We start from the raw sequence: 5,581 nt of genomic DNA on the forward strand, positions 1-5,581 counted from the left end.
CAAAAGTATCGTGTGAGGGAATGCAGGGTAAAGAAGGAATTAACTTCTGAAACCATTCAATTTTTTCTTTTGCCCATTGCTCCATCTCAACAAAAGTATCCGCCCCTGCCAACGAGGCACATATGGCAATGGTTAAAATGGCAGGCAACGAGTAAGCAATTTTGTGTTTTCCGCGTGGATCTTTAATTTTTACCAATAAATCCAACAAATTATCTGTTTTTTCTATGATGAGTTTCTTTCTGATGAGAGTAATTTATGGAAAATAATACACTATGGCTTAATTGATTAAAATGGTGAGAGAAAATTTTTCATGCGATTGCCCTGCCTTTTCACCCTTGCGGCAGGGCAGTAAACACAGTATGGTTAAACATCAAGTTATTCAATGTATTCCGTCTGCATTAAAAACAACTTAATTTAATTGATTTTTTATAGAAAACAATATGGATACCCTCAATACATTTATCATCGAATTGCAGCAGAGTGCTGAAAAACAGAATCATTCTGCTGAGTTTTGCCAATTTTTACTTTATTACTATGAAAATGCCGATCTGGCTGATTTGCTTGCTTGTCCGCCTGAATGTTTAATCAATGGTGCGTTTTCTCATTTTGAATTTGCCTCGCAAGCGCGGCTGCCCAATGAGCTGCGATTGCATTATTTTCAGCAAGAATCCGATGCTACATTTGCGCCCGACAGCACGGTGTTTGAAATTGTGATGCAAGATATGCCGTTTTTGGTTGATTCTTTGATTGTTAATCTCAACCAACACCATGTCAATTTACGCTGGCTAAACCACCCCGTTATCAGCACACAGCGCGACAGTAACGGTGAAGTGAAACAGTGGCTGCGCAGTAAAAATACCGATCGCAACCGTGAATCCCTTATCCAATTTGCCTTAGACAGGCTGCCTGAAAGCAGTGCCGCTGCGTTGGCTGAAAAATTGAGGGTGATGCTGGCGGATTTAAGTGCGGCAGTACGCGATGAATCTGCCATGCACGATCGTTTAAACGAAATTCACGCACAAATCATTGCGGAAGGGCGCAGTGAACAAGCCGAAACGGCGGCGTTTTTGAAATGGCTTGCACACAACCATTATCTGTTTATGGGTTTTTGTGAATACGATCTAATTCAAGACACAAATGGCGCAGCACAGCTGCAAAACAATCCTGATAAAAATTTGGGTATCTTTACTTGCCGTGCCAACCACACACACTCCATCGGCTTTGCTGCCTTAAACGAAGAAGACAAGAAAAAATGGCTGGACGGTGAACGGTTGATTTTAAATAAATCGCAGCGGCGTTCCAATCTGCATCGCAATGCTTATTATGATTTGGTCAGCATTCAAAAATTAGATGTATTGGGCAAAGTGGTTGGGCAATGGCGTTTTATCGGGCTTTATACCGCACAAACTTATTTGAGTAGCGTGTGGGATATTCCTGTTTTGCGTCGGAAAGTGCATGATGTGGTTGAACAATGCGACTACATACACGGCAGCTATAAAGACAAAATGCTGCGTTATGTATTGCAAACTTATCCTCGCGATGAATTGTTTGAAATCCGCATTGACCAATTGCGGCATGCCGCCGAAGGCATGGTGTCTTTGCATGAACGCCCGCGTACACGGTTGTTTACACGCATTGACGATTTTAAACGCTATGTGAGTGCCACGGTTTATCTGCCGCGTGAACAATATGACACCGACTTGCGCGTACGCGTACAAAGCCATTTGGCAGAATGTTTTGCTTCCGCGGAAAGCGATGTTGCTACCCAAGTTTTGAGCGACAGTCCGTTGGCGCGGGTGCATTTTGTCTTTCGTACCCATGCGTCCACGCTGCCTGAATTTGATAATGCTCAATTGGAAGCAGACATCAACACCATGGTGCGCGGTTGGTTCAGCGATTGGCAGAAAACTGCTGTTAAACAAGGTTTGGACAGCAGTGTTTTTGCTGATTATGAACATGCTTTTTCAGCGGGTTATCGTGAACATTTCAGTCCGGCTCAGGCTTTGGCAGACATTGGTGCCATTGAAATTGCTGAGAAAAAAATTGATGCTGAAAAAACAGGAAAAACCATTGCTAACGGTACTTTATTGACGGCACGAATCGGCACTCAGGCAGCTGATTATCCGGAGGCAGACAAAGCACCTTATTGGCTGAAACTGTATTTCAGCGACGATTGTCCGAGCCTGTCCCAAACTTTGCCGCTGATTGAAAATTTGGGTTTGTCTGTTTATGCGGAAATGCCCTATGAATTGAACCGCCGCCGAGGCAGCATCGGCTTGAGTCATTTGGATTTGGCTTTGGCAGACGGTATTACCGATGCCTACATCAGGCTGCCTGAAACACAAAGCAATGTATTAAATTTGTTGCAGGCAGTTCGCAGCGGCGAAGCGGAGAATGATCGTTTTAATGCTTTGGTATTGGCGGCAGGCATTACTTGGCGCAACAGCGTGTTGATGCGAGCCATTGCCAAATACCTGAAACAAGCCGCTTTGCCTTTCAGCCAGCCCTATCTGGAACAATCGCTGGCGCGGCACGGTGGTATTGTTGCCAATTTGGCGGCTTTGTTTCACGCCCGTCTGCACCCGAATGATGCCGATAACGAACGCGCACAAAATCTTCAGGCAGCCATTAAACAACAATTGGCAGAAGTTCCCAGCTTAGACGATGACCGTATTTTGAATGCCTTTATGACGGTGATTTTGGCGACACAGCGCACCAATTTCTGGCAAACCGATAAAGAAGGCAAATACAAAACCGAAATCAGCTTCAAAATCAGCTCTGCCGAAATTGATTTCCTACCCAAACCGCACCCATTATTTGAAATTTGGGTCTATAGCCCGCGAGTGGAAGGTGTGCATTTACGCGGCGCGAAAGTGGCGCGCGGGGGATTGCGCTGGTCAGACCGATTTGAAGATTTCCGAACGGAAGTATTGGGTTTGGTGAAAGCGCAAATGGTGAAAAATGCCGTGATTGTGCCGCACGGTTCAAAAGGCGGCTTTGTGTGCAAACAATTGCCGCCGCCCGCAGAACGCGATGCTTATGCTGCCGAGGGCGTGGCGTGTTACCGATTATTTGTTAATGCCCTTTTGGACATCACCGATAACCTGAAACAAGGCAGTATTGAAGTGCCTGAACACGTATTGCGCCGCGATGACGACGACCCTTATTTGGTGGTGGCGGCAGATAAAGGCACAGCAAAATTTTCTGATATTGCCAATGCCATTGCGCAGCAGCACGGTTTCTGGCTTGACGATGCGTTTGCTTCCGGCGGTTCGGCAGGTTACGACCACAAAGGCATGGGCATCACCGCACGCGGCGCGTGGGAATCGGTGAAACGCCATTTCCGCCATTTAGGCAAAGACATTCAAAACGAAGATTTTACCGTGATTGGTATTGGCGATATGGGCGGTGATGTGTTCGGTAACGGCATGCTGTTGTCGCGCCATATCTTATTGAAAGCAGCGTTTAATCACCGTCATATTTTCCTTGACCCCAATCCCGATGCTGAAATCAGTTTTGCCGAGCGCAAACGTTTGTTTGACGCGGCAGCAGGCTGGGAACAATACAACACGGCTTTGATTTCCGAAGGCGGCGGTGTGTATGAACGCAGTTTAAAAAGCATTCCCTTGTCGCAGCCGATGCAAGAATGGCTTGGTATTCAGGCAGACCATCTTTCGCCGAATGAACTCATTCATGAATTACTCAAAGCCGAAGCGGAATTGCTTTACAACGGCGGGATTGGTACTTATATCAAGGCAGGCAGCGAGAGCCATGCCCAAGTGCAAGACCGTGCCAATGATGCCGTGCGCGTAAACGGCGGCGACATTAAAGCCCGCGTATTGGGCGAAGGCGGTAACCTTGGCGCCACCCAATTGGGACGCATCGAATATTGGCAAAACGGCGGGCTGTGCTGCACCGATGCCATTGATAACTCTGCCGGTGTGGATTGCTCCGACCATGAAGTAAACATCAAAATTCTGCTGGGTGCAGAAATGCAGCATGGTCGTTTGAATTTGGCGGCGCGCAACGAAGTATTGAAAACAATGACCGACGAAGTGGCACATTTGGTATTGCGTAATAACTACTTGCAAACCCAAATATTGGCGATGAACCAATTAAATGCCCATGTTTTTTTACCCGCCCACGCTGAATTAATGCGTTATTTGAGCGAACACGCTGGTTTGGATCGCGGTTTGGAGTTTTTACCGGATGACAACGCCGTTAAAGCGCGTGATGCACAGCAGCAAGGTTTAAGCAATCCGGAAGTGGCCGTTTTATTGTCATACAGCAAAATTTACCTACAAAGTGAATTGCTGAAAAGCAGCGTACCGGACGACCCCAACTTTTTGCCTGTATTGCATCATTATTTCCCGCAAGCCATTCAGCAAAACTATGCCGAAGCCATGAGTAAACACTATCTCAAGCGTGAAATCATTGCCAATCAGCTTGCCAACCGCGTGGTTAATCGCATGGGCATCAGTTTTGTACAACGCTTCAGCACGGAGAAGGATGCCGATATTGCTGATGTGGTGTGTGCCTATTGGATTGCCAACGAATTGTTTGACGGCGAAACTTGGTTTACTAAATTGGAAGCCTTGGATAATCGTGTTGATGCAGCCACACAAATGCGGTTAATGGCGGCATTTGCCCGTTTACTCAACCGTTTTGCGCGCCAACTCTTGCGCCATAAACGCCCATTCGGCGACATCGGCGCATTCATTGCACAATACCGAGAACCCGTGCGCAGTTTGTTACAGCAATTGCCGCAATGGCTGCCTGAAAACGAAAACCCAACGGTTGCTGCCGAAGCACTTCGTTTAAACGAACTGGTTGCACTCAATCCGGAAGACACCGCCATTTTGGCGCGTTTGCCGTTTGCCGAAAACAGCCTCACTATTTTGGATTTGGCAGTGCGTCAAAAAGATGATGTCAGCCGCGTGGCGGCGGCTTATTTTGATTTGTCGCGCCGATTGGATATGAACTGGCTTTATCACGCCATTGCGCAATTGCCGCGCCAAAACCAATGGCAAAACCAAGCCTGCTTGGCGGCGCGCGAAGATGCACAGCAATTGCATTTATCGGTAACTGAAAAATGGCTTTCAGCACAAAACAACGCCGAAGAAGATAAATCTTTGCAAGTACGGTTGGATAAAGCCATTCAGCAAGTCCGCGCCATGCAATCCTACGGACAAGTTGATTTAGCCATGTTGTCAGCATTGGTGCGCAGTTTATTGCGTCTGTTTGCTTAGATTTCTGCGCTCAAAATAAAGTTTCAGGCAGCCTGAGTGTGTTACAGGCTGCCTGAAATATTTTTAGGTACTCTCCCTCAAAATGATTTTTGGTAAACAGAATATAGCTAGTCGTCCCTGAAGAACCTGATCTAAAATATTCAAACAACTTGCCAAAAATCTTGTCTTAAAAACCTAAATAAAATTAAATTTTTTCGACAAAAAAACAACCATGTCAACAATTTACGGAAATTGTAAGCAGCGGCAGCCAAAATCGGATTGATTTCATTACCAATCTTGCCTTTTAAATAATTGATGCCCATACGGTTATCTTTTTTCAAATGACCGATAAT

2 protein-coding genes and 1 pseudogene are annotated in these 5,581 nt (G+C 46.1%); 1 reads left to right on the forward strand and 2 read right to left on the reverse strand.

Annotated features, from left to right (window positions below; translation table 11 throughout):
- Positions 1–205 (reverse strand): transposase family protein (locus Q384_RS10455; RefSeq protein ID WP_169740858.1); only part of this gene is annotated, 205 nt, incomplete at its 3' end.
- 235 nt (positions 206–440) lie between these two features.
- Here Q384_RS10455 and Q384_RS10460 point away from each other — a divergent pair.
- On the forward strand, positions 441–5,249 hold the full coding sequence (locus Q384_RS10460) for an NAD-glutamate dehydrogenase (protein ID WP_037587886.1): 4,809 nt from the start codon (positions 441–443) through the stop codon (positions 5,247–5,249).
- Between the two features lie 140 nt (positions 5,250–5,389).
- On the opposite strand, the pseudogene Q384_RS12740 reads toward Q384_RS10460, so the two are convergent.
- Positions 5,390–5,581, reverse strand: a pseudogene (locus tag Q384_RS12740) (hypothetical protein); the annotation flags it as partial.

This window comes from Stenoxybacter acetivorans DSM 19021 (assembly GCF_000745895.1).
Lineage (GTDB): Bacteria > Pseudomonadota > Gammaproteobacteria > Burkholderiales > Neisseriaceae > Stenoxybacter > Stenoxybacter acetivorans.